A 24983-nucleotide genomic window follows, 5' to 3' on the forward strand; every position below is an offset into this window, starting at 1 on the left:
GAACTCTGCTACGACAACCAAAAATGCTGGCCGGGATATGAAAATCATCGCCACCGGCATGCTGGTGGTCATGGCGATCATATATTTCACGTCCAAAAGCTACGAAGCGGTGCATCCGGCACTGGGTTTTGTTCGTGCCTTCGCCGAAGCGGCAATGGTCGGCGGCCTTGCGGACTGGTTCGCAGTCACCGCCCTGTTCCGCCACCCGATGGGCATCCCGATCCCGCATACCGCGATCATTCCGCGCAACAAGGACCGGATCGGCGACACGCTGGCCAATTTTCTCAAGGATAATTTCCTGATTTCGCGTCTGGTTGCCCAGCGCATGCGCAATGTTGATCTGGCCGGCGGCATCGGACGTTTCCTGAAATCGCCCAGCGGCGGCGAAGGCCGGCTGAAATTCGGAGCTTCACGACTCCTCGGTGACGCCATTGCCTCGCTCGACAAGGATCGTCTCGGGAGCATGTTCAAGGGTGCGGTCAAGAAGCAGGCCGTAGGTCTCGACATCGCAACTCCCATGGGACAGATTCTGGAAGCGGTTATGGCCGAAAAACGCCATGGCCCGTTGATCGATTCCTCCATCCGATGGGCCTATCGCACGCTGGACACCAACGAAGCGGTGATACGCAATATCGTGACCGATCGCGCCAATGCGGTGATGCGCTGGACCGGTCTGGATGACCGGGTCGCCAACGAGGTGCTGGACGGTCTCTACAAATTGCTCGCCGACATGGCGGCCGATCCCGATCATCCGGTTCGGACCAAAACAGAGGAGAGTCTTGAGCAACTCGCCGCAGAGTTGCAGCGTGATCCGGAGCTTCGCGAGAAGGTAAACGAGTGGAAGCTCGAGATGATTGAAAACCCGGCCATCGCGTCATGGCTGGACGGGATATGGGAGCAAGGCAGAGAGGCACTGCTGCGGGCTGCCCGCGATCCCGATGCCGCGCTTGCCGGCCAATTTGGCGACACTCTGATCCAGCTCGGCAACAGCCTGCAGCAGGACAAATTGCTCAACCGCCAGATCAACCGGTTCGGCCGGCGCGCCGTCATCGGCGTTGTCGCGAGTTACGGCGACAATATCGTCAAGCTGGTGTCAGAGACGATCCGCGACTGGGATGCCCAGACGATCACCGACCGGGTCGAGAATGCCGTTGGCCGCGACCTGCAGTTCATCCGCGTCAACGGTACGCTGGTCGGCGGTCTGGTCGGCCTGTCCCTGCATACGCTGGGATACTGGATCTAGCGCGACAGCAACAAACGCGCCTGCCCCGCAATTTGTGCCAGCATCGCAATCGAAGGCCGTGACGTTTGCTGCGCCCGGTCCATGATCTTTCTGAATTGAGCGACGCGATCGATATTGCGTTCGGCCCAGCTTTCGACAAATTGCGGCATATCCTTGCCCCGGGTCCGGCGCAGGAAGTCGAGACGCATCTGCTGAAAATCGCGAGCCAGACCAGCCACCAGCAAACGATCCCAGGGGTCAGACGGATTGATCCGGGTAGCGGTCATTTGCGCCCAGTCGAGACCTAGCTGGCTGCCAAGCGCGGTGAAGGCAGCGGCCACGTCCAGGGCATCGATCTCGCGGCTGTGCGCAAGATAGGCGATCCCGGCAGCGCCATCATTCTTGTAGATATCGGCAATTTTCGCAGCGATCTCCGGAGTCGCCCCCGCCTCGACCATCGATTTCGTCTGTTTTGCAGCCTGCAAGCGCCCTTCGGCGGTTATCAGATTTTCCACATTCTCGTTGAGTGCAGTCACCCCTGGCGCCAGCATATTGACGGTATCGTCAATCCGGTCGTCGGACACGCCGATACGCATCAAATCCGCCATGTGCGAGCGCAGGACGTAAGCGAGGCGATCAAAAAGGGCGATCCTGATATTTTCCCCGATTTCGGCTACTTCCAGAGCGTGCCAAAGCCGGTCTGCGTGGAACAGGCGTTCGGCCATGACAAATGCACGCGCCACTTCTCCGAGCGAGCAGCCCTCTTCCTCGGCCAGTTCAAACGGGTCAATCAGACCCAGCCGGTTGATCATCCGGTTTGCCAATTTGGTGGCAATGATTTCGCGGCGTAACTGATGATGGAGGACGGCCGATTCATGACCTTCCTGCATCGCTGTCGGGAATGCCAGAAGCAGCTCGCTGTTCAGGCCGGGATCATCACCCAGGTCGCTATTTTCGATGGCATCCTGCAACACCAGCTTGGCGGTCGAGATCAATACAGCCAGTTCCGGACGATATAGCCCCTTGTTTTCCTGACCTCGACGGATCAAATCCTCATTGCTGGCCAGGCCTTCAACGGTCCGGTTCAAATGACCCTGTTCTTCAAATTGGTCGATCAGCCGGACGTAGGACGGCAGATTTTTCGAACCGCCCTTTTCGGCGATCGAGAGACCCAGCGCCTGCAACCGGTTGTCTTCCAGAACCAGTGCGCTGACATCGTCGGTCATCGATTCGAGCAGGATATTCCGTGCATCCGGCTTCAGCTTGCCGCTAGCCAGTTCAGCATTGAGCGCGATCTTGATGTTGACTTCATTGTCCGAGCAATCAACGCCGGCGCTATTGTCGATAAAATCGGCATTGAGCCGTCCGCCTTTGGCAGCGAAGGCGATACGGGCGGCTTGCGTAATGCCCAGATTGGCACCCTCGCCAATCACCTTGACCCGCAGTTGCTCGGCATCAAGACGAATCTTGTCATTGGCCGGATCGCCAACTTCGATATGGTTTTCGGAAGCCGCCTTCACATATGTGCCAATGCCGCCAAACCACAGCAGATCCGCATTGCAGGCCAAAATGGCCGTCATCAATTTCGACGGCGTCGTTTCCACGTCATCGGGCAGACCCAGAAGGGTGCCGATCTGCTTCGAAATTTTGATCGTCTTCGAGCTGCGGGAAAATACGCCGCCGCCCTTGGATATCAGCTTCTTGTCATAATCATCCCAGCTGGAGCGCGGCAGCTCGAACAGTCTTTTGCGCTCGACCCAGCTTTTCGCAGCATCGGGATCGGGGTCGATAAAAATATGGCGATGGTCAAAGGCGGCCACAATCTTGATGCTCTTCGACAGCAGCATGCCATTACCGAACACATCGCCCGACATGTCACCGACACCGACGACGGTAACGGGAGCGCTCTGTACATCAACGCCCATTTCCGCAAAGTGGCGCTGCACGGACACCCACGCACCGCGGGCCGTGATCCCCATCGCTTTGTGATCATAGCCGTTGCTGCCACCACTGGCGAACGCATCGCCAAGCCAGAAACCACGATCGATTGCGATCTGGTTGGCGATATCGGAAAAGCTGGCTGTACCCTTGTCGGCGGCCACAACAAAATAGGGATCATCCTCGTCAAGACGTTGTACCTGTGAAGGGGGAACGACCTTGCCTTCAACGATATTGTCGGTCACCGACAGAAGCGCGCTGATGAAGATTTTATAGGCTTCGATGCCTTCCGCGATAAACGCGTCACGGTCATCGCCCGAAGGCAATTGTTTGGCAAAAAAGCCGCCCTTTGCACCGGTCGGAACAATCACCGCATTCTTGACCCGCTGGGCTTTCATCAGGCCCAGTATCTCGGTGCGAAAATCATCTCGCCGGTCCGACCAGCGCAGGCCGCCACGAGCCACGGGACCGGCCCGCAAATGGATGCCCTCGACGCGCGGGCTGTAAACAAATATTTCCCGCCAGGGAACCGGAGCGGGAAGCTCCGGAATTTTGGCGCTCTCTATCTTGAACGCCAGCGCTTCACCGGCCTGATAAGCGAAAGCATTGGTGCGCAATATCGATTCGATAACCGCCCGGAACAGGCGCAGGATGCGATCATCGTCAATCGCGTGAACGCTGACCAGAGCCCCGTCCATATCCCGTGTCGCGAGGCCCGCAGCGTGCGACCGGTCGCCTTCGAAAGCGGGGTCATGCAGGGCACGGAAAAGCTTGATCATCGCCGTGGTGACATCCGGAGCCTCGGCCAAAGCCTCGACAACCGTAATCAGGCCATAGCTTAAACCGGTCTGGCGCAAATAGCGGAACCAGGCCCGCATCCACACCGTCGACCGGGCATCAATGCCCGCCGTCGTGATCAGCTGGTTAAAGGCATCATTTTCGGCCTCACCGTCCAGTACGCTGGTTATCGCCGCTTCTATTTCATCAGCGCGGGCAATCAGGCTGTCACACCGTTCCTTGGATCGCAGTTCGAGCATGAAATCGTGAATATAGCCCAGCCGGCCGTCATCCAGCGGCGTCGGAACCGATTCAAGCACGGTAAAACCGAAATTCTCCAGTGTCGGAACAGCATCCGACAGTGGCAAGGCACCGCCCAGATGATAGATTTTCAGCCGCAGCAGATGTTCGGCATCGCTGGCCAGCCGGTATAGCCGGGTCGACCGCTGGCCGCCTCGCTCGAGCTTGAACAGCCGCAGGATGTCCTTCGCGGCTTCCATTGCACCATAGGTCGACTGATAGGTGCCCGGGAAACAATTCGCGTAACGCTGCGCCAGAACCGCCGCGCGGTTTTCCTGCCCGGCTTCTCTCAGGTTCCGTTCGACTTCCGGTTTCCATCCCCGGACCATATTCTCCAGCTCCTGGTCGAGCAGGTCAGGGTCGGGAATTCTGCCATCAGCCCCCATGTCGAGCGTGTAGCGCAGGGAAGACACGCCGCCTTCTTCCAGAGTATTCGACCAGCTCAATATTTTCGCGCCGGTCGCGTCCGTCAGCATTTTCTCGACATTTTCCCGGCGTTCTGTCGAAAGTTGTTCGCGCGGAAGCCATACGAAGGCAAACAGATGCCGGGCCAATGGCGATATGACACTATGCAATTTGGGTCGCGGACGATCGATCAGCGACATCGAGATCAGCGCAAGTTTTTCGAGATCATCCTGCGCAAAGGTGATCAGCATATCATGCGGCAGCGCGGTCAACGCATGGGTAAGGCTTTTCCCCGCATGGCCTGCTGCGGAAAATTCGAATTTGTCGAACAACCGGGTCAGCTGGGTGCGCAATACCGGAATATTTTCGGGCGCGGCAGCAAGGGCGGCGCTGGTCCACATACCGGAGATAATCGACAGGCCGGCAATCTTGCCTTTTTCCCGCACCGGGACGATGATCAGATCCATCAGGACATGACGATGGACCGTCGACAGCTGATTGGATTTGATGATCAGCGGTGCCTTGCCACCATTTTCAAACCATTCGAAAGCGCGTCGCCGGCTTTCTTCGGACAGGATCGGTTGCGGTCGCATCCGCGCCAGCCCGAGCTGCTGCTTGCGATCTCCGGTGCTGTTTACGATCTCATGGCCGAGCAACGTGAGATTCCGGTCGAGGAACCAGCGCAACAATGTCGCACCCTCGCCTTCCGGAAGTGCATCGGCATTTTCACCGAGCACGATTTGCAACTTCAGCCAGTCAGTGACCGCGGCGGCAATATCTTTGAGGTTCGAGCCCAGCGTCTTGATCAGCTCCCGGCGGACACGCGCATCGGTCCGTTCCAGTTCGATATAGATTATCGATTCGCGCTTCTCGCCACTGGTCGCCTGCTCGGCAATCTCGATCAGCCGGCCTTTGGCATCCCGCCGCACCGCGACAACCGGGTGGATCAGCCGCTCTATAGTCAAACCGAAACCGGCAATAGTGGCGCAAACCGAGTCAACCAGAAAAGGCATGTCGTCATTGACTATCGCCAGACGCAAATGCCGGTGGCTTGGCTGGCCGCTGACACTTTCCAGCGACAGACTGGCTTCGCTGCCTTGCCGTTCGTGCGCACATCGCAACGTGAACTGCGCCGCTTCTTCACAAGCCTTTTTGTCAAAACCGGTATTCTCGCCAGGCAAGGCGCTTTCCCGAAATGCTGCTATCAGCGCCGTTTCAAGCCTGTTATCGGTTTTGCCTGTTTGTTCGGACTTTGCTTCGCGACTGGCTGCCATGTTTTCCCCCAAGTGGATCGAGACGAGGTGAAACCCCGTCGACATCCCGATGCTATGGGCCGAATTCCGACCCCGCTCAAGAGGCTAGCCGAAGCTTTTAAGGTGCGGTTTGGGGAATATTGCGAATAGTGATATTTTGGTTACATAAGTGACTAGAAGCCGTGCATAGGCGAAAAAGGTCGGGCCGGGGATGCAATCAGCATTCTATGTGCTTGAGCGCCTGACCGGTCAGCTTGTCATTGCCGCGAACCGGCCCGACAATGGCCAGATCGCCGTTCGCATCCTTGCGCGCCACGAGCACGACAAATTCGGAATCACCGGCTTCGATATCCTGCAGCCGCCGCGAGGGAGCGGAGCGAAGTTTCGCCAGCAGATCTTCACCAACTGCGCGGGCTTTGGTCAGCAGACCGGCCGGCTTATTGGCTTTGCGCTCGGCATGGACAATCGCCTTCAGTCCACCATCATGATGCTTGAGCAAATTACCGAGAGCACCCTTTGCAATCGCATTGCGCTGCGCATATTTGAGCGCCGTCGCATATTCGGTCAGTCTGGTTTTGTCATATTGAGGGCCGAATACCAGCTTCACAATCGGTGTCATCGGTGCACGGTCCTGGACCACCAGTCCGGAATCTTCGAGCAGCATCTGGTAATCGTCCGGATATTGCTCGGTCATCAGATAGAAGTCATAAGCCTGACTGATCGCGGAATATAGCGTGACGCGGCTGCGCTCTACGCAATCGGCTGCATGATTGGCGCTATTCCGGGCTACCCATAACCAGTCAGCGAGACTTGCATCCTCGTCCAGTGATTCGGCAGCCGCATTGGCACTATCCTCCAGCGCAAGCTCCAGATCCGAAGTGAGTTCGAACTCGTCCAGATTGGCTGAATGTGGCCCATCATCCCAGACCGGTCCTGCCGCAATCTTTGCCGGGGCTGCCAGCATCGCTTCGGACACCTCAAATTCGATTTCCTGCCGGACGGCATCGGCGGCGACCTCTTTCCAGTTGATCACGCCATAAATGAAATCAATCGTATCGTCATCGGTCGAGAAGGGCAGCAGGATGCCGCGATACATGATCGTGATGCCACGCTGATTGACGAATTCCGCTTCAAAACCGATCGGCGCCTGATTGGCGATGATCTGCAGATAATGGTCGGTGATCCGCGACAGTAGCGAACGTGCGGGCACGTCGGCGACCGACGTGATCGAATCATCAATCTCGCATTCGTCGCGCAGCGCCCGGCCCAGAAACTGGATTGTCGGATTTTCAAAGCCATCGGTAAAGTCGAGCAAAACACTATTTGGTCCGAAATCGTCATCGGTTTCAGGCTCGAGATCTTCGACGCTGGGAAATTGCCGTTCGCCCAGAAGGCCGGCCCAGAAATTATAGGCGCGCACGTGCATGCGGCGCTCGTCCTGACCAATGGCGGGCGGCGCTTCGACGGCGCCGTCATCATCTTCATAGACGTTATAGTCAGGTGCCGAAGCCAGATCCTGATCGTTAAGTTCGCCGTGATTTCGTAGGTTTTCCATGCTTCCCCACCGCAATTCCATTGGTTCCACCCTGATATGCATCGCCCAGGGTAAATATATGGTAAATTTCCCGATAATGACCTTCGCGCATGATTGGTTATGATATGTAGACAAACACGAGCCATCACCCGAATTATCGACTGTGCGGACTTGTCACGGCAAAGCTGTGCTGGTAATGGCGCGCGATCAATGAAAACGCATGAGCCCGACGGCCATCCGTTTCGGCGATGCCGCTTTAGCTCAGTTGGTAGAGCATCGCATTCGTAATGCGGGGGTCAGAGGTTCGAATCCTCTAAGCGGCACCATCACTCTCACCTTAGTAAAACCGCGCTTACTGCTGAACGTGCCCAAACGTGGGTACGCTCGTGGGTATGGCGTGGGTGGTGCTTTGGACGGGAGAGTATGCACTACTATCCATCGTGAGCTAGTCGTTCCGGCACTTATTCAGAAGTCGGGATTATCATCCGCCGGGTTCCAACCTTGCTCATGGGAAATCTTTGCACCAATAATATCATGCACTTCGGTTTGGACTTTTGAGCAACGCAATGCGGGAAATGGGCCTATCATACCTTCGAGTGATGGCATTGTGGAACCAGCCCTATCATCCCACAATCTTGATTGTTCAGCTTTTGGGATTGCATGTTCGTCCTGTGGCTCTTCTTCACTTCCTTTGACCAGTGCAGCTTCTCCAAACAACGCGATATTCCGTCCTCCTGGCCTTTGGGCAGATTCATAAATGATACCGTCTATCCGTTTTATTCCATCACCGAGCTTTCCAGCAAGATTGATGTGGACGAATTCTGCAACCGCTTGGGTTGGCACATAGTCAAAGATTTCATCGTCCGGTAGAACTGGTTTTGTAATTTCACTACGAAAGAGTTGCATAAACCGCCACTGATCTAACCTCGCCTGCCTAACCGGTGAGAAGACAGATCGGTTTTGCACCTCTTCAGTGAAGCGTGTCATGTCGAGTACGGTAATGGGCCTAATAAGTTCGAACGCTGCGCTCACAACACAACTGCCAACCGGCGGGCGCAATTCCGATAGGCAAGTCTCAATATCGAAAGCGCCGTAAAAGCAAGAAACTCCAGATGCATTCAGCCTACCAGCTTTACGCAGGCGTTCTGGTGGTGGTGCGAGATGTAATTCAGGTTGGTTGCAGGCAGCCTTGCGTTTCACTTCATCATCGATTCGCCTCGCGCGATAAAGAGTCCAGCCGCTCTTTCCAGGTGAAATCGTATAAATGGGTGAACGACCCGATTGATCTTTTTGATGATGCAAATCAGAGAATATTTGCTCTAACCAGTTACGTGCTCTTTCATTAAAGAAGCGTTGGCGGTACGCGATGTCATATTTGAAGCGGTCCCACATTTCGGCTAACGGATTGTAGGAACTTTTATATCGGACAAAGTTCTGACCATCATCATAGAAGGCCTCACCACCTCGGTGAAAATCATATCCTTCGGTATCCTCGAGTGCCGACTTTAGCGCTTCCAGAATTGGCTCATCGTCTGGGCCAACTAAGTCATTGAGAATGACATCTAGAGGGTCGCCGACTTCGAAGTGAGAATTGGTTTCTGCCCATCCATAATTCGCACGGAATGCGCCATCAACGATCTCTGCAACATATGCATCCGGGATACCCTTTTTCGTGGGGTGAAAATCACATTTCTCCTCGGAAGGAAAATCTGGCCGTGCCTTCACTAGCTGCGATGCTAACGATTTGTCGTGGAAACAGTCAGGGCAAAAATGAGTCATCGTTAGCCTTACCCTTTTAGAACTTCACGAAAGTGAGCTGTGCATCGAGCAAGAAATACGCCAATATAGCCGCTTCAACCTCCGGCTTTCCATCGATAATCTTTGCAATGTCGGCGTCTACGCTTTGCAACTCGAAATGCGACCGGATAAGCTTCACAACATCGCGCATAGCATTTCGATTTGCTTCGAGGCTTTGGGGGCTCTCAGATAGCTGCGAAATCCATTTGTCTGCGTTAGGAAAGCGTCGCTCGAAGCGATTGCCTTCATTTGAGAATACAACAGCCCAAGGCAGATTGTCATAAAAGCTCACATGATGAGAGGCCGTGAAGTCCGGCAGTTGGATTTCTAGCGGGCTGAAGATTGCCGATGCTGCTGATATGACCGTTCCATTGACGCAATGGATGGATAGTTCCGACGGGCCAGGAATTTGGCTTGTTGCGTAGATTACATTTTCCCCTGTGGATTCAAGATCTTGCAAAGCTTGATGCTGTGCATAATGTCCGCCAGGGGTTACGTGGTGCCGGCTGCGATGTAGGTTCATGCGGTAGACTGGGCGTGCACTAAACAAAGTACTACCAAACTCACTCGCAGTGTCGCCCGTCATGATTTCGGATCGTTTGAGCTGAATGAACAATGGCACAGCGCCGTCCATTGCCACCTCGACGTCATAGCCTTCGGTCGCTTCCTCATGCTGGCTGATAAAATCGGGAGCCTTTGGGAACCGGCCGCCATGAGTGTAGCGAGATTCCAGCTCGCGCAGGAAGCAATAGCCGAACGACAGTTCTGTAAAATCTGGCCAAGCCATCAGACAGCGGTTTTTTGGGTGATGGCGTCGGCGAGATGGCGCTGGGTTTCAGCGGCGTCGGCGAGGCGGGATTTTAGCTGCTCGCACAGCGCCATCAGCCCATCAACCTTGGCAACGATGCGCTTCTGTTCAGCTAGGGGGGGGATTGGAATTGGATAGCCACGAACTGTTGACATATTGATCCGAGGTGCAGCCCCTCCGGTTGTCCAATGGGCCGCCTGTTTTGTGATAAATGGTGAATTGATCGCAACCTCAAGGTAATACGACGAGATTACGCTATGACATCGAATCAACATAGACCGCTGGCCGAGGCAGAGTTTAGCACCATCGGGTATGCGGCAGCCTACGCCCAAAATACCGCCTTCTCTGATGTAGAGAATATCGCCCTCAGCTGGCTCAAGTCGCGCTATCCTTCCAAGGTAAGTCGCATGGCTGACATAATTGGGTTGCGACAAATCAAGGTGCCTTGGCTTAATTTGATTGGTCCGAACGCAAAGCTCTCCAGCCTCAGTCCACTTCGGTGTGGTGTGAGGGCAGTCGACAATGTGCGAACTGACTTGTGCGAGGGGCGCGATCTCCCAACTTTTTGGCGGGCTGAACAAACTTTTGCCATGCTCGAATACTTTTTCATCCCAGTCACTGGAAACTGACACCTGCCGAAAGCTGGGCAGCTTCACAGGGTCATCCCCCGAATCTTGCACCACTAACTTCCCCCGCACGGCGAGGTCGAGAATGGCGTGTTTTAGAGCTTCTACGCTGGAGTCGGTGGTAAAGAGGGTGTCAAAATGAGCCTCGATCCGCGCCCAGTTGGTGGCGAGATCAGCAGCATCGGTGCTGTTTGTCAGCGTGGCGAGCAGGGTTTCGACCAGCGTCTGATGCGCGGCAAGCGCCCCCTCGCTCTCCCGCTCCAGCTCATCGCACAGCGCCAACAGCTCATCCACCTTGGCCACAATCCGCTTCTGCTCGGCTAAAGGGGGGACTGGCAGTGGCATCGCTGACAACTTGCCGAGATAAATCCCTTTCTGAGCCGTCCCCTTAGCATGTAGCCACATATAGTCCGAGCAAAACGGCGACTGAAATGAGAGACTTAAAAAGTCCGGATAAAGCTGTGTCGAGATTACCGCGACACTTCGCTGCAAAACGAATGGACCAATGTTTTGAGGCACTACTGCGGATCGTCCGATTGAAGCCACGATTGTCAACAACACATCATTCGGCTGAATATTAGTTCTGGCGTTTTCCTTCTCAAAACCCTCCTCAGAAACCCAGCGTGAAGGAGCATCGATGGCTATACCCCCGCCAAAAATGTTCTGACTGCTAAGCATGGGATAGCCATAACCCGCATCCGATGGCGGATTATGGGATCCATCAGTCAACTTTTCCGCAACCGCGCCAAGCGACGAAAACTTCCACCCTTGCGGAGCTTTGAACGGTTCATTCTCAATCACAGCCCAATTTAGAGACTTGGACTTTTTGATGATGCCCTCGCCAATCAGCTGCTCTTTGCGAAGTCTAATTCTTGCCAGCAGTTCTGATGCAGGCTCATCACTCGAATTTTGCGGAACAAGCCTCCCACGCACAGCCAAATCCAGAATCAGCGTGCGCAAACGATCGATACCATAGAGACTGATCTTTTTGGAAGAACCGCGCCCGGCACTGCTCTTACGCTCCATCGCGCCGGTCCAGATGTCCAGATTATCAGCGACCAGCGCAGCTACGTCGCTCATGTCCCCTTCCCTAAGGCATCTGACAAAATGTCCTTCAGCTGGTCACGCAGCGACTGAATTGCGTCCTGCTGCGCTATATAATTGACCAGCAGTTCATCAGGATTATGGCTAATTTCTTTCCCCTGATGCGGGTTTTTCATGTCGAGATTGTAACCACGCGCGGCCACATCCTCTGCGCTGATCTTCCAGGCCCGTTGCGGCCAGGCCTGCGCCTCAACCCTACGCGTGTCCGGCCGCCCTCTGCGGTTCGGATTTATCACAATCACATAAAGGAAAAACACATGCCCAAAGAAAAGCTAACCAGTCAATTCGTCAACCTGATTTACTGCGATCCCCGTAAGTCAAAAGAAGAATTCTTCGACACCGAAATCAAAGGCTTCACCGTCGAGGTACGGCCGTCTGGGAACAAGACATTCTATCTCCGCTACACCGATCAGAGCGGAAGGCAGAAGCAGTATCGGATAGGTCGCTACGGCGATATCAGCTTCGACCAGGCCCGAAAAAAGGCACGGGATTTGAAAGCCGCCATTGTCCTCGGTGTCGGCGATCCGTCTCAGGCGAAGGCTGAAGCCAAAGCGGTCATCACCTATGGCGAGCTGGCTATACAGCACCTTGCTCAAGCCAAGACCTATCAGAAGGCCTATGACACAACCCGCATGTATGTTCAGCGGCACCTCGTCCCTCGCTGGGGGAAGATGCGGCTGTCTGACATAGGGCAACGGGACATCGCCAAATGGTTGTCAGAAAAGGACCGTGAGGGGCTTGCACCCGCGACGGTTGAAAAAATCAAGGCGATCTTCAGCCGGTCGTTCGAGCTTGCCCTGCAATGGCAACTGGCAGGCGTCACCGTCAATCCAGTGCGCGGAATCAAGCGGGCCAAATTCAACAATTCTCGAAATCGCTTCCTGTCGCCGGAAGAAGTGAAAGGGTTGTTGCTCGCTTGCGGGGCATCGAAGAACACCCAGCTTCGCTCCATCATCAGTTTATTGCTGCTGACTGGAGCAAGGGTTTCTGAACTGCTCAATGCGGAATGGCGGCATGTGGACGTTGCGCGCAAGGCATGGCTGATCCCCATGTCAAAAACCGGAAAGCATCGCCACGTGCCGCTGTCGCAGGCGGCACTGGACATTATCGAAGAACTGCCCCGGTTCGATGACTGTCCATATCTGGTGCCAAATCCAAAAACGCTACTACCCTTCACAGAAATGAAGAGGGCTTGGGACACTGCAAGAACGGCGGCTGGGCTTAGCGATGTCAGGATCCATGACTTACGGCATTCCGCCGCGAGCTTCATGATCAATGCTGGCATTGACCTGTTTGCTGTCGGCAAGGTGCTTGGCCATGCGGATCATCAATCGACAATGAAATACGCACATTTGGCCAACGATACGCTGCTCGCGGCTGTGGAGGCAGGGGCGAAACAAATGACTGGATGAATATTTGGGGATGCCTTCGGGCATCTCCTTTTATTTTGACATATCAAGTACTTTCCTGAATGTGACGCTTGGGGACAGTGTTCTCATTGGGGGGGCTTGTGGGAATGAAAATTATCATAATGGCGGCTGCGCTGTCGTTTTCTTCACCGTTATTGGCAGATGAATATTTTGCGGTCACGCCTTCGGGCGCTGCGGAAATGGTGTTCTCCGAAACACCCGGCGAAGTTGTCGGTAAGCTTTCAAGCAAATGTATCGATTCAGCCTGGAAGGTAATTTCTTCTAATGATCGGGAGGTGGTTTGCGAAGCTCCAATGAATTTCGGCCAATCGCTCCTAGGTCAGCTAGCGATGGGAAATAGCTACTCGACGCCACCGCGTCGTTTCTTCAAGTTCAACATCGCCGATGTGCAAAACCTTTCTCGTGTTCAAGCATCCGGCTGGATGGAACTCCAGATAGCGTTTGGGCAGATGAAGCGAAACGACTTTTCGGGTCCCGAGTTTCACAACAGAATCATCAACTTCATGTCTTCGGCGGGCGGCTAGGCGAGGAAATGTTCATGGATGAGGCCGCGCTTAAACACGTTTGGGCAGACTTGTGGGCACGTCAATAATCATCATATCAGATCTCGTACTTTAGAAATTGGTATTGGGAGTATTTAGTTTCATAAAACAAATGTAATTTAAACTTCGCATTTTTACTGGCCTTTTATATATGTATCGTTAAGTCAAAAAACTGAAATCTATTTTATTAGTCTCTATTTTTTTCGATGATCTTTTTTTATAGGAATATACTATGCAGAAATTTTTTGTTTTACTGTGCATATCTGTGTTGGCCGCTTGCACCACCCCAGCAGATGTTTCCGTACCTTTAGGGGCTGGGGGCGATAAAAATGCTAAGTTCTCTATAAAAGATACAGCTCAAGGCTTTACGGTAGATCTTCGTTATTCTCGATACCAGTTCGTCCCGGAAGCTGACGCTTTGCTTGTAGCATGCAAGTCAATAGCCACTAATCGTGCCTATGAAGAGGCCAAATTGCGCGGCAAGGAGATTCAGCCAATCAACGAACAAAACTTGCGGGTTTCGGTAGGGCGCAACATCATCAGCGCTCGCACAGCATGTCGTGCCTTTGTAGATGCCGTCTATAAGTAGAAAATAAAATCAATAATGCGCGTAAAACAAAATTTGGGAGCGAAAGCTCTTGCGTTAGAATGCAGAGTGAACCTGACAAAGGGCTGCGAACTCAATTACACAAGGGGCTTACCTTATGTGTTCGGTGTCACTGCAAACGCGAACGCAGTCATTATCGAAAAGAGCTAAGCTACTTTCGCAACAAAGCGGAGGGTACAGCACCGAGGGGTCCTTAAAATGACAATAGACGATGTTTTCATGAAGCTGACGGAGCACCCGTTCACCACGATCGGGCTGGCTGATCGTGAAAAATTTCACACGGGCATGCTGTCCTTCGTCATCAATGGACTAATAGATGACAAAAAACGGGCACTGCTCACCGAACTATGGGGCTCGGATACTGTCAATCATTGCAGCTTCCACGAAAGCAAGGCACCCAACTCAATTAAAAGCTTGGTAGAGCAGAACTCGTTGGACTTGGTGGTTAAGCAAGGCACCGACGTGAAACTCTGGGCCGAAATGAAATTTAAAACGACGCTAAGCAAAGATCAGCTTTCCAAATATCAAAAGAATTACCCAAAGGCCGTGGGCGTGCTCTTTGCACTCTTCACTGGCGTTGAAAAATTACCTGACGGAATCACGGAGAAAGCTTTTCCTGAAATAATTGTTTCGTTTTTCGACAAAAATCCCCTTGAGGATCACATTTGGAAAACCAGAGGTCGCGATGAAATTGCGCTGGTCCGGCTGTGGCACCAATATCTAGGTTATATCTCGCAACTGACCAGAGAGTTTGCCGCCCGCGGTGCAGAAACGATACAAAATAAATCGACATGGGTCGGCGGCCTTAAAGCCATTAAGCTGCAAGGGGTTTTTCAGCATTACCGCCATGCAAAGTTTAGAGAAATGGTTGACGCAAAAGGATTAAAAGGCGCTTTTCCTGACGTTGGAGTCGACCAGTTCAATTCCCATGGTAATCCTGGAATTGAGTTTTTCTATGAGCTACTCCCCAAGCAGAAACCCGGGCGCACAGGCCTTCAGTGGCAAAGTGGATCGTTGAAACTATTCGCGATTGGCGAGAGCGAAAACGACACGGTTCGCGATCAACGTTTGGAAAACCTGCGAGAAGGCTTCCCGGTGATCCCAGAAACCTTGGGTGGTTTGGATAACCAAAGCATGAGCAACGGCAAGTTCAAGTCTTGTACAGTTGCAAACTGGAATATTATGGATGCTATTACCGATGATCAGGTCAGCGCCTTGTTCAAAGGACTATCGTATTTGCAGGAAGAGCATGAAGATCACAAGTTGGTGTCTCCAACATGACCGGACGGCATTTCGGCTTATCCAAATCTAAAATATCAGCATTTGAACAATGTTCCAGAAGGCTTTGGCAGCAAACTCATGCACACCATCGCGCCGAAGTTGATGACGCCTCCAAGATGAACTTTGCTGCTGGCCATGAGGTTGGTGATTTGGCCTGTGCTTTGGTGGCTGATGGCACAATGGTTGAGGTTGATCCTGACATGAAGGCGGCTCTTACGCGAACGGCTCAATTGGTCGAGGCGGCGGATCGGCCAATATTTGAGGCAACGTTTGAACATGATGGCGTTCTGGTGCGCGTTGATATTTTGATACCACAGAGAACGAAGAACGGGGCAGTTTGGCATATCGCCGAGGTCAAAAGCTCAGCCAGTGCCAAACACTATCATATCGGCGATTTAGCGACCCAATATTGGGTAATCCGTCAGAACGGTCTCGAAGTTGCCAGCGCTGCTATCCGTCATATCGACACTAGCTTCGTTCTTGAGGAAATCGGCAATTACGAAGGCATATTTGCTGATACATCTTTGCTGGATGAAATTGGCGCCGTCGCCGGTAACCGAGAAGAAGTGATAAAAGCCGCACGTACTATGTTGGCAGGAGATGAACCGGTTTGCGCCACGGGTGTACATTGCTCCTTTCCATTTTCCTGCGAATTCATCAATCATTGCAGCGCTGGTGATCCGGCCGGACCTGAATGGCCAATATCCGAGCTTCCAAACAGCGGCGGAAAGCTCGCCGCAAAATGGGGTGCAGAGGGCATCAATGATATTCGCGATTTACCAGAAGATGCTGGGTTGAATGATTTACATAAGCGCATTCGGCAATCGCTTGTCAGTGAAACGACGTATCTTAACTCGGATGGCGTGAGGGCAGCGACAGCGAAATGGGCATACCCATGGATATGGCTTGATTTTGAAACTATCGCCTTTGCGATTCCAAAATGGATTGGCACAAAACCCTATGGCCAAATACCATTCCAGTTCTCCGCACATATAGAAACGCAGGACGGTGGTATCACCCACGTCGAAGCCCTTGACCTAAGCGGTGATGACCCACGCGCAGCCATCGCTGCAAAGCTTGCTGAATTACCAAATGAAGGAGCCGTCATCACCTGGAACGCTGGATTCGAACGCAAGTGTCTCCGCGATTTGGCTGCGGCAGTGCCAAAGTATGAGAAGCAGTTGCTTGACCTAGCTGAGCGGACTGTCGACCTGCTGCCTGTCACCAAGGCTAATTATTATCATCCTGATCAACGCGGCAGTTTCTCGATCAAATCGGTGCTGCCAACGCTCGCGCCGCATCTTGATTATGGGGAGCTTGAAGTGAAGGATGGTGGCAACGCACAATTGGCTTATTTGGAAGCCGTAGTCCCGGATTGCACAACTGAACGCCGCACCGAAATCGGCAGTGCTCTGAGGCAATATTGCGGCCGCGATACATGGGCGATGGTTGAAATCTATCGGCAGATGACCGTATGACGGGGTACTCGTATCAATAAGCCGCGAAAGCGAAATTTTTGATCATCCGATTGGATCTGCGGGAAATATACTAAACCGGTGTGTCCCCAATTTTTTAATGACGATTAGATCGTTTTCTTTGATATTTGCTCTCTCGAAAAATTCTTTTATCCCAGCTCTGTTACGGAAAAAATTTCTACCCTTAGGTATGTCGGTTTCGACCATTGGGCCTGGATTGAACTTAACTAGGATTTTCGTTGTAGATTCCTGCTCCTTCGTCGACCCACCGAGAACGTCAGCGGGCAGCATGTCTCGAACAGCAGTGATGTAGATATGGTGGCTTTTCAGATTGCCGTTAGTGATCTTGATCGTTCGTTCATTCAAATTATCATTTTTCATTTTTCTGTCCTCATTCTGAAATAGTGCCGTCTCTCCGAGCTGTCACACGTGTCCTGGCGTTGAGGGATCGATCACAGGACGAAAGATTTGAAAATCCTGCTTGATCTGTCGGTGTTTTCCGCGACCGCCGACTGCGCGCGGGCCCAAGTCGGACCCATCAAGATGAATGCTAGAGCAAGCTCACGCGGGCGCAGAGCGCATCACGTGCGGTATCGAGCTTGCTGGTATTCACCTTGATTGAACAAAGATCGGCTGGTTTTTCGTCGACGAAATAGGCAATCCGTTCGGCATTTGCTCCGCTGGGATGCGGAAGCCCATCAAGAATGCGACTGCCGTCAATCATTCCTTGATCCGCGAGATGGAGCATAGCTGACGCTACTTTAGGTCCGAGCGGTACGATCAGTGCGTCCGGAAGCAATTTTAGCTCAGCACCGGTATATGTTTCCAGCCAATTTTTGAGTCTAGGGGTCCGAACCATATCAGGTTGACCGGACCAGTTTTTTCCGTCGACAAAGACCGGGTATCGTAACGCTGAGGTAAAATGAACCATCGCACTCTTGTCGGTCCAGAGAGAAGATGTGCTGTCGATCCCCAACAGTTGATTGACGCCAATATAGTCGAGCATCTTGATCAGGTTGCCGCGCATCGGTTCACCCGAAAAAGAAGCAAATACTTTCGCCTTTTTGGATGCTTCACTGATGGACACACCAGATTTCAACGCCTCACAGGCAGCAGCATGGGCCTGCTTGGCCTGAAATGCTCCCGGCGTCATGCCAACGATAACGATTTTTGCTTGTTTGTTCACGTGATCGAAGGGAGCGTAAACCATCCGAACGGATTTTGTGCCCTCTGTGAATTCTTCCATATTGAAGCGTTCATCGGCTTCGATGGCTGCCAGATCGGCAGCGCTGAGTTGTTCAATTTGTTTCGCGAATTTGGGTAGGAGATTATTGTCCATGATTAGTTTTCCAAATGTTTGATGTTATCGTTTAGGCTGGAATTCAAGGCGTCTCCCAGTAATCAGTCATCTCAATGATGAAGTTATCCGGTAACAATCCCAAGCAGCGGGCAAAGTCTCTCAAAAGTTTCTGAGGTGGAACTTGTTCGCGATCTCGATGGTCCATAATTTTTGCCTCCAAATTCTCTGATTCCGGCGGTAGCTCCCTGCCCGTTCGCCGATGGATTGCATGGAAGGCTTCGGGCAATGGACTGCTTTTTAGTTCGTGTATCGCGTCGAAGGTAATGCGCTCTTCATTCCGCTCTTCCTGACGTAGTGGAACAAAGTCGCGACGATTTTGTATCCATTGGAGGATTGCCGAATAGTCAGGAATCGTTTGCCCGTCTTTTTTCTTGAGGCTCAGGTTATCGCGACTTAGCGAATTGCGAACAGCATTGGCGGATAGCCCAGTGAGCGCGCTTATTGCGACGATAGCGCCTTGATCCAACTTATCGCTTGCTAAGAAACAGCCGTCTGCAATCTGCCATCTGAAATATGCTGCAAGTAACGTTCGGCACAACGGGCTAGAGTAATCATCCAGTGGGTTAGGATGCCGATGCGGAACTTGAGTGAGGCTGGTCTCAAGGATAAGTTCCAGTTCGTCCGCATCCTCCTCACTCAAAGAATAGCTGGGGACATCCCGAAAGGCAGAATGGTAGGCGTTTTCGGCGAGACGCGTGAGATTGAAACGCGAGAGATCAATGCGATCCTGTGTTTTGCTCCATTCAACCTCTCCGGCATCGAATTCAAACCCAATGAATGCATTGGCAGCTTCCTCTCCAGCTATCCAATAAGTGGTCGCTGCCTGACAAGCCAGGAACTGACGCAAATCAGACATCACATCCTCTAAGCTGAAAGGTGGCTCCGGCATGGTGTAGGTCCAGAGATCATCGAGGCGTTTGACTGGAGCGTCGACAAATTCGAGCGATCCTGGCACAACAAGAGATGCAGACGATTTTCCATCAGACATTCTAATGGAGTGTCCGTTGTGGACCAATTCGGCGGCTTCGGAATAGCAATCAACCCGGATTGCATTTTCCTTGTGATGGCGTTCGGCCCCTTTAGCGGGGTCACCGAGTGTGAAAAAATGATCCCGGTCCCGCCAGGGACGTTCGGTGGCGCCTGTCGTGGGGTTGTGGCGAATAATTTGGGTATAATGCATAATGAAATTTTCTTTCTTGTTGATCTTAATATGACCAAGCGGCGGTCATGACGTTGCCGTTGGAAGCCTCAATCACATACGCTTTGCGAAACTTTTCAAACTGAGAAGCACCCCTTCCGAGCACTGCTTTCGCGTCAGCCCAAGTCTGATTGTCGAAACGATATTTACAGGCTCCGCCTCCGGCCGGGATCGCTCTGCCAAAATCTAAAATCAAATTGATCGCATCACAGGGGATTGCACGTTGTTGGCTACGCTTCTTTGCATGCTTGCTTAGTGCCGTGATCGCCTGGCTGTAATATGTGCGTTTCATGGTAGAGTCTTTCGCTGTGCACGATACATAATTAGTACAACACTAATGGCAACTCAAGACAATTATTTATAATCATATATGGCATTATACTTTTTGGCTAAATTGCGCCGCTTTAATTGATTATTTTTAGTAGGTTCGACCGTTAAATGCGGGGTCTTTTCAGAATCGAGCCAACCTCAAACCAAAAGAATCAGTTCTCTTCGGTGCAGATTAGGAGCAAACTGTCCGAGCTAGCCGCGCAAGCGACAAACGCAAACTATTGTAACGCCAGTGCAAACAGCGAGAATTGCTCTTGACGTTCCCCTCGATTCCGCCAGGAATTAGCTCCACGGGCATCCACCAAGGAAAAGCAAATGGCGATTTACGATAAGCCGACAAAGACCCTTATGACAGAGTGGGCCAATGGAAATTTGAAACCGGAACAGTTATTTGGACGCGCTGAGGTGGTAAGATGGTTTGCGGCAAATTATCCCAAACTCGCTAAAGGCACGATAACGGCACATATTGCGGGAATGGCGGTCAATAGTCGGACACGAGCCCACCACCCTTCAATCAAGGAAGGCGCTGGCTACGATTTATTCTGGCAGGAAAGCCCGACGATGTTCCGCCTTTGGGATCCTGCATCAGATCCCGCGCCGATATATAAGCAAGACATCGATACGATAATTCAGTCTCAAGAATTGGACGTTGATGAAACGGAGGAGGACGAGATAATTTCCGACACCTTCGCAAGAGAACAGGATTTGCAACAGTATCTTGTCTGCAATCTTAATGCGATCGAACCCGGACTCCGACTTTATGAAGACGAAGGTTTGACGGGCATCGAATTTGATGCGGGTGGTCGTCGGATCGATATTCTCGCGGTCGACAAAGATGGTGCCTTTGTGGTCATCGAATTGAAGGTATCAAAGGGCCATGATCGAGTGATCGGTCAACTCTTGCGTTACACCGGGTGGATCGAGGAAAACATGGACACAGACAAACCAGTACGCGGTATAATAATCGCCAATAAAATATCCCACGATCTGATTCTGGCAACGAAGCGCATTCGAGACGTCAAGCTTGTCGAATATGAAATATCGTTCTCACTAAAGTCCGTCCAGCAATTATAAATGGCTGCGCGGCATTCCGACAACTAACTGCGATCCCTGCTGACCGAGCGCCTCGAACAACTCAGCACCGCATGGGAAGGAATTCGAAATTGCCATCCTGCACACCTTCTACTGGAATTCGCTCATAACTTTCTGAACTGAAGGCCGTTCGGGAATGGTATTTGAAGACCAATACTCCGGCTGTCGTTTGATCAACAAAATCAGTACATCGCCCTCTCTGGCAATCGAGCTAACAATGCGATGATCTATCACCGTGCGGTAGTGGAAACCAAAATCACCCTGTTTATTCCGTAAGTTTTCAGTTTGAGATACCGGTCTCCACGCTAGTATCCTTATGCCGTTTATCTGTGTCGCGAGTATCTGGTCATAACGCTCCCCTTCAAAACCGTCGTCAATGCTGACGATATGACAATGAAGATGAACCCCATCTTCGAGGTTCATCGCTGCCATTAGAAAATCAGTGATGTGGTTCTTGTCATAAGCCTCTTTTGTGAGAAACCTGCTGGCCATTTGCACAGTCGGCAGTACATGATTGGCTCCTGCATTTAGGATCAATTCTCGGTTGTTCATGTTTGCGATTTCGCAGATTATTTCGGGAGGATTTTCGCATTTATCAAATGCTTTGCGAAACAGGCTCGTTGTCAGCATTAAATCCGTATCTATTCCATCTAGATCGTCAATTGAAACCAAACTTGCTCGTTTTTTCTGTCCGGTTAAGATGACAATCTTGTCAAATTTCTTACAGGCATATTCGCGTAACTCATCAATATATCTGATGTTGTCATTCTCGAGATCAATACCCAAAAAATTCAAATCTTTGACTATTGATCCGAGATTTATTTTGATTGAAGTCAATGCCTCCGCGTCTCCAACGACGAGAACACTCAAATTGTCTGGATATTCGATTTGAAATTTTGATTTTGTTAGCGGTTCAAATTCACCAGAATTCTTCTGATCTCTCAATATATGCTTCGCCCTGCGGGCAGAATAGATGATGACTGAATCCTCTTGGAGGACTTTTGAGCTGTCAGCTTCGTTCAAGAGAGAATGTGACTGATTATTGGTTTCGAATGCAGCATCGTAAAGGCTGGTTTTTTGGTTGCCATCGATTACCCCAACGACGTTTACGCCGCGCCGAAGCATATCAATTTCTAATTGTCTTATTAAATGTCCACTAGGAACTTTCCCCGCAAATAGGTCACTCGCTCGTTTGGAATATAGGGAATCCCTTTTGTGGTATGTAACCATGTCGAAAACATAGTCTAATATCTGAGGACTTAAGATTGTAGCTGCGGCCATTCTTGTTGCTAGAAGCGCAGGGTAGAGCAATGCGCTACATCCGCTCGCTGTGAAATAATCAATGTTATCAAGGTACTCAATTTCGGCGCAAATGTGAACGAGAGGATTTTCCTTTCGAACATTCATTGCACATAGAATGCTTCCTTTATTATGAGTTTCGTCGCCGTCAAAATCAGCTAGGATAATAACTGCATCAGCATCTTGGACGTTGGCTTTTTTTAGCATCGCGATGTCCGAAGGACGGCCTTTGCAATATGTCACATAGCTGGAGTTTAGATTGTACTTTTCTAAAGGGTATTGTTCTTCGATATTAGCAATAATGACGACGTTCTTGCGTTCATCTACATCCTCCCCCGTCAGTGAATAAATTATGCCAGGCGCTTTTTCGTTCCAGCCACATATAATAGTATGACCGGTGAACCTCAGCTCTGAACTAATCAGGCCTTGATGGCGCAGTTGCGCCTTTTCATGGGTTTTGTTGATTAGGTATATAACTCCAGCGACGGGCGCAATCACCCCGGCCAAAGCCAATACCGCAGCGATCAACTTACCTAAAAAACTGATCGGGTAGACATTGTCAGATGTGAAGCCACTCGAGATATATGTGAAAAGCCAAACTAGGCTATCTTCGAAAGTCATTAGGGCAAATGGGCTTACCGTACCGGACTGCTGCGCGTAATAATCTTCCGTCAGGCGCAGCGCGAATATTGCCGCAGCGATTCCCACAACGAGGACAGTTATACCTATGAAGAATTGGGAAAATCGGCCAACAAATTTGACCATGAAATAGTAACGTGCTTGCGCGATCGGGCTTTCGCCCATTCGATTATATGATGTCTTAGCTCTCTCTGCGATCAGGCATAGGAACAATAGAAACATCCATGGCAAACCCAGTATCCAAGTCCAATAATTCACTTGCTTGAGCCCGGCATTAACTAATGTTGCATCGGCTTCTTGATGGTATGGAACGGTCCCGGTTTCAACTTTGGTAGAAATATCGGGAAGTGTTAAAATTGACTTTTGATACCTACTCCAATTTTTTACAATTTCCCTCGAAACCTGTTGAACGCTATCATTGAGTTGATCTGAATTAGTGGCCAAAAAGGCATCAACAACAAGTTGGATCTCAATAACCCCTTGCGCATTTGTAATTTCATCGACCCTAAAATAGGGAAACTTTTGAGAAAGAGCCTCTGCGATTGAGCTAGAAAAAAGTAGCTGCTTAAAGGCGCTATTTTCAGCTGCAATCTTTCTGTTGGAGGTCAAGAATATTGCGTCTATTTTTTCACCTGCTTCGACCGCTTTTATGCACTCAAATGGTGAGCTATTAACTGGGAAAAAATCGACAGTTTCACGAAGCCCGGCATCTTGTAGTATGTCTATGCTGTTGAAATATGTGCCAGAGCCGTTGTCTCCGATACAAACTCGCCTGCCGCTCAATTGGCTAAGGACCGTAATGTCGCTGTTTTTTGGCAAAATTACTTGCACGTACTCTGGAAAAACTGGAATTATATAACTGAGATTTTCAAATTTTTCTTGCCCGCGAATTCCCAAATACGAATATTGTCCTAAATCATTTTGCACCAAAGCATAATCAACTTTACCGCTGCGAAGTAAATCCAAATTCTCGATGCTGCCTGTTGTTCCCTGCAGCTTTATGGGCAAGCTGCTATTTGAGGCCAAGACTCCTCCAAATTCACTGTACATACCGGCATCGGAGCCAGTTGCAATTATAATGGATTGGTCAGGTTGCATGTGATTGCTAAATTGTTTCGTCATAAATATGGCAAAGCCAATACTGACGAAAACAACCAAAATTAAAATGCGTCGCTGCAATTTTCCCACTAAAATCCCTCCCCAAAGAGATTGCCGTTACTTCGACGTTAACTTGCACATTGAATTAACGATAGTGCCAATTTGAAATATTGGCCTGTCCAACCCCACTCAACAACTGCTCTTGCGTCGGCCCACCGTGGGTTAATTTCGGAAATCTATTGGACCAAAGCGCTTTCAATAGGAAAACACCCACCCTGCGCGTCTACGCACTATGGGAAATTCGTGGGCAAAAGCGAATACTCCAGCCAGCTTATTGGAGTAATGTATCGTAACCCTTATAAGCTGCACTTGATTGAGTAGATTTCGTAATGCGGGGGTCAGAGGTTCGAATCCTCTAAGCGGCACCACTCAGTTTCCCACTTCCGACGATCTCTATACCTGCCTCGATATGGCATAATTAATGCCTATTTTTCCGTAGCTTATGTGAGGGTCGCCCATCGCCTCTGCGACCAGAGACCCTTTATCGGTGGCCGAACGTTGCCAATATGGCCCATCGTCTCAGAGAGCCATTTGGTGGCTGTCAGATGCACATTGAGATTTTGGGCTGAGCGTTCAGGCGAACCCGAACATTTTCCTCTGAGTCGGCCAGTCAAGCGGGATCGCATTGGCGCGAGTGAGTTTGCGGCCGGTTAGATCAACGGGCTGAGTTCCATCTATGATGGCTGCAATGATATCGGGCGCGAGCCAAGAGATACGAACCAGCTGTCCCAGATACCGGCGGCTGCGCTCCTGCGACACCAACGACACCAACGACACCAACGACACCAACGACACCAACGACACCAAC

18 protein-coding genes, 2 tRNA genes and 1 pseudogene are annotated in these 24983 nt (G+C 51.3%); 9 read left to right on the forward strand and 12 right to left on the reverse strand.

Going from position 1 to position 24983, the window contains the following annotated elements; all coding sequences use genetic code 11:
• The first annotated feature begins 37 nt into the window (after window positions 1–37).
• Window positions 38–1243, forward strand: coding sequence for a DUF445 domain-containing protein (locus tag AAC060_RS09740; protein WP_339825497.1), 1206 nt, complete (start codon window positions 38–40; stop codon window positions 1241–1243).
• On the opposite strand, the gene AAC060_RS09745 is transcribed toward AAC060_RS09740, so the two are convergent.
• Together AAC060_RS09745 and AAC060_RS09750 are read right to left on the reverse strand one after the other, a co-directional pair.
• A complete protein-coding gene (locus AAC060_RS09745; RefSeq protein WP_339825500.1) occupies window positions 1240–5916 on the reverse strand; it encodes an NAD-glutamate dehydrogenase domain-containing protein in 4677 nt (1558 codons plus the stop codon). The genes AAC060_RS09740 and AAC060_RS09745 overlap by 4 nt on opposite strands.
• Before the next feature lie 196 nt (window positions 5917–6112).
• Entirely contained in the window at window positions 6113–7450 is a 1338-nt protein-coding gene (locus tag AAC060_RS09750; protein ID WP_339825503.1) for a hypothetical protein, read from the reverse strand.
• 229 nt (window positions 7451–7679) lie between these two features.
• Here AAC060_RS09750 and AAC060_RS09755 point away from each other — a divergent pair.
• Window positions 7680–7755: transfer RNA gene (locus AAC060_RS09755), tRNA-Thr, on the forward strand.
• A gap of 139 nt (window positions 7756–7894) precedes the next feature.
• On the opposite strand, the gene AAC060_RS09760 is transcribed toward AAC060_RS09755, so the two are convergent.
• The 4 genes from AAC060_RS09760 to AAC060_RS09775 are packed head-to-tail and all read right to left on the reverse strand — an operon-like array spanning window position 7895 to window position 11907.
• Window positions 7895–9208 (reverse strand): RES family NAD+ phosphorylase, encoded by a 1314-nt coding sequence (locus AAC060_RS09760; RefSeq protein ID WP_339825506.1) that lies wholly within the window; start codon window positions 9206–9208, stop codon window positions 7895–7897.
• 16 nt (window positions 9209–9224) lie between these two features.
• Complete coding sequence (locus AAC060_RS09765) at window positions 9225–10013, reverse strand: hypothetical protein (protein ID WP_339825508.1); 789 nt, start codon at window positions 10011–10013, stop codon at window positions 9225–9227.
• Window positions 10013–11740: a restriction endonuclease subunit S gene (locus tag AAC060_RS09770; protein WP_339825511.1), complete on the reverse strand. Its 1728-nt coding sequence runs from the start codon at window positions 11738–11740 to the stop codon at window positions 10013–10015. Before AAC060_RS09770 ends, AAC060_RS09765 begins: the two co-directional genes overlap by 1 nt.
• On the reverse strand, window positions 11737–11907 hold the full coding sequence (locus AAC060_RS09775; protein WP_339825514.1) for a hypothetical protein: 171 nt from the start codon (window positions 11905–11907) through the stop codon (window positions 11737–11739). The genes AAC060_RS09770 and AAC060_RS09775 overlap by 4 nt, the downstream gene beginning before the upstream one ends.
• Window positions 11908–12021: 114 nt before the next feature.
• On the opposite strand from AAC060_RS09775, the gene AAC060_RS09780 reads away from it, so the two are divergent.
• The 5 genes from AAC060_RS09780 (at window position 12022) to AAC060_RS09800 (ending at window position 17102) form a co-directional block, all read left to right on the forward strand.
• Window positions 12022–13176, forward strand: a complete 1155-nt coding sequence (locus AAC060_RS09780) for a tyrosine-type recombinase/integrase (protein ID WP_339825516.1) — start codon at window positions 12022–12024, stop codon at window positions 13174–13176.
• A 104-nt stretch (window positions 13177–13280) separates the two neighbouring features.
• A complete protein-coding gene (locus AAC060_RS09785; RefSeq protein WP_339825517.1) occupies window positions 13281–13718 on the forward strand; it encodes a hypothetical protein in 438 nt (145 codons plus the stop codon).
• A 250-nt stretch (window positions 13719–13968) separates the two neighbouring features.
• Window positions 13969–14325: a hypothetical protein gene (locus AAC060_RS09790; protein WP_339825518.1), complete on the forward strand. Its 357-nt coding sequence runs from the start codon at window positions 13969–13971 to the stop codon at window positions 14323–14325.
• A 216-nt stretch (window positions 14326–14541) separates the two neighbouring features.
• Complete coding sequence (locus tag AAC060_RS09795) at window positions 14542–15624, forward strand: hypothetical protein (RefSeq protein ID WP_339825519.1); 1083 nt, start codon at window positions 14542–14544, stop codon at window positions 15622–15624.
• Window positions 15621–17102 (forward strand): DUF2779 domain-containing protein, encoded by a 1482-nt coding sequence (locus AAC060_RS09800; RefSeq protein WP_339825521.1) that lies wholly within the window; start codon window positions 15621–15623, stop codon window positions 17100–17102. Before AAC060_RS09795 ends, AAC060_RS09800 begins: the two co-directional genes overlap by 4 nt.
• A gap of 42 nt (window positions 17103–17144) precedes the next feature.
• Here AAC060_RS09800 and AAC060_RS09805 read toward each other — a convergent pair whose 3' ends face one another.
• From AAC060_RS09805 to AAC060_RS09820, 4 genes are all read right to left on the reverse strand, one after another.
• Window positions 17145–17480 carry a hypothetical protein gene (locus AAC060_RS09805; RefSeq protein ID WP_339825522.1) on the reverse strand — a complete coding sequence of 112 codons (336 nt, stop codon included), beginning with the start codon at window positions 17478–17480 and terminating at the stop codon, window positions 17145–17147.
• Between the two features lie 169 nt (window positions 17481–17649).
• Entirely contained in the window at window positions 17650–18438 is a 789-nt protein-coding gene (locus AAC060_RS09810) for a hypothetical protein (protein ID WP_339825524.1), read from the reverse strand.
• A gap of 43 nt (window positions 18439–18481) precedes the next feature.
• Window positions 18482–19639 (reverse strand): hypothetical protein, encoded by a 1158-nt coding sequence (locus tag AAC060_RS09815; RefSeq protein ID WP_339825527.1) that lies wholly within the window; start codon window positions 19637–19639, stop codon window positions 18482–18484.
• 25 nt (window positions 19640–19664) lie between these two features.
• Complete coding sequence (locus tag AAC060_RS09820; protein WP_339825529.1) at window positions 19665–19949, reverse strand: hypothetical protein; 285 nt, start codon at window positions 19947–19949, stop codon at window positions 19665–19667.
• A 353-nt stretch (window positions 19950–20302) separates the two neighbouring features.
• On the opposite strand from AAC060_RS09820, the gene AAC060_RS09825 reads away from it, so the two are divergent.
• Window positions 20303–21061 (forward strand): endonuclease NucS domain-containing protein, encoded by a 759-nt coding sequence (locus AAC060_RS09825; RefSeq protein ID WP_339825531.1) that lies wholly within the window; start codon window positions 20303–20305, stop codon window positions 21059–21061.
• Between the two features lie 108 nt (window positions 21062–21169).
• Here the strand turns inward: AAC060_RS09825 and AAC060_RS09830 are convergent, their stop codons facing one another.
• Entirely contained in the window at window positions 21170–24205 is a 3036-nt protein-coding gene (locus tag AAC060_RS09830) for a TAXI family TRAP transporter solute-binding subunit (protein ID WP_339825533.1), read from the reverse strand.
• Between the two features lie 235 nt (window positions 24206–24440).
• Here AAC060_RS09830 and AAC060_RS09835 point away from each other — a divergent pair.
• Window positions 24441–24543, forward strand: a tRNA-OTHER gene (locus tag AAC060_RS09835).
• 205 nt (window positions 24544–24748) lie between these two features.
• Here the strand turns inward: AAC060_RS09835 and AAC060_RS09840 are convergent.
• Window positions 24749–24983: pseudogene (locus AAC060_RS09840) on the reverse strand (hypothetical protein); the annotation flags it as partial.

This window comes from uncultured Parasphingorhabdus sp. (assembly GCF_963975555.1).
GTDB lineage: Bacteria > Pseudomonadota > Alphaproteobacteria > Sphingomonadales > Sphingomonadaceae > Parasphingorhabdus.